Annotated in this window: 1 protein-coding gene; it reads right to left on the bottom strand. The window is 68.4% G+C overall.

The genetic code is table 11. From position 1 onward, the window contains the following. The coding region (locus tag WN73_RS04325) for an Ig-like domain-containing protein (RefSeq protein ID WP_271551724.1) at window positions 1-671 on the bottom strand (671 nt) is incomplete at both ends.

Consider the following 671-nt stretch of genomic DNA (forward strand, 5'->3'; position numbering starts at 1 on the left):
CGTCCTTGTCCGTCACCACGACCGCAAACGTGTCCGTCGTCGCGTCCCCGGACGTGTTGTCCGTCAGCGTGTAGCTGTAGCCGATCGACCCGGCCGCGACGCTCGTGATCGTCAACGTCCCGTTCGTGTGCACGAAGCTCTGGCCGACCGCCGCCACCGCAACGCCGTCGATCGTCACGGACGCAGGACCGTCCGCCGCCGTATAGGTGATCGAGCCCGTCGTCGTCTCGCTGTCCGACCCGGAGTTCGAGCCCGCAGGCTCGAGCCCGCGCGCCGGCAGCCCGGCCTCGAACACCTGGCCGCCCGCCGTCACGTTCGTCGTCACACCGCTGTCGCCGATGTGGATCGTCAGCGTCGTGTGCGACTGGTCCCCGTCGCCGTCCTTGATCGTGTAGGTGAACACGTCGTCCACCCCGCCCGCCGTCCCGGCGTCGCGCACATAGCTGTAGCTGCCGTCCGCGTTCACCGTCAGCTTGCCGTAGCTGCCCTGGATCGCAGAGCCAACCGTCAGAACGCTGTCGAGGTTCACATCCGTATTGGTCGCCGCAACGCCAACCACCGTCGCACCGTCGGCGCCCTGCGTGTCCGCAACACCGTCCGTCGTGTTGGCGTCGAACAGGTCCGTGCCGCCCGTCAGCACGTTGCCCGTCGCAGCTCCGTAGCTGCCCGCT

This window comes from Bradyrhizobium sp. CCBAU 45394 (assembly GCF_028128655.1).
GTDB classification, from domain to species: Bacteria; Pseudomonadota; Alphaproteobacteria; order Rhizobiales; family Xanthobacteraceae; genus Bradyrhizobium; species Bradyrhizobium diazoefficiens.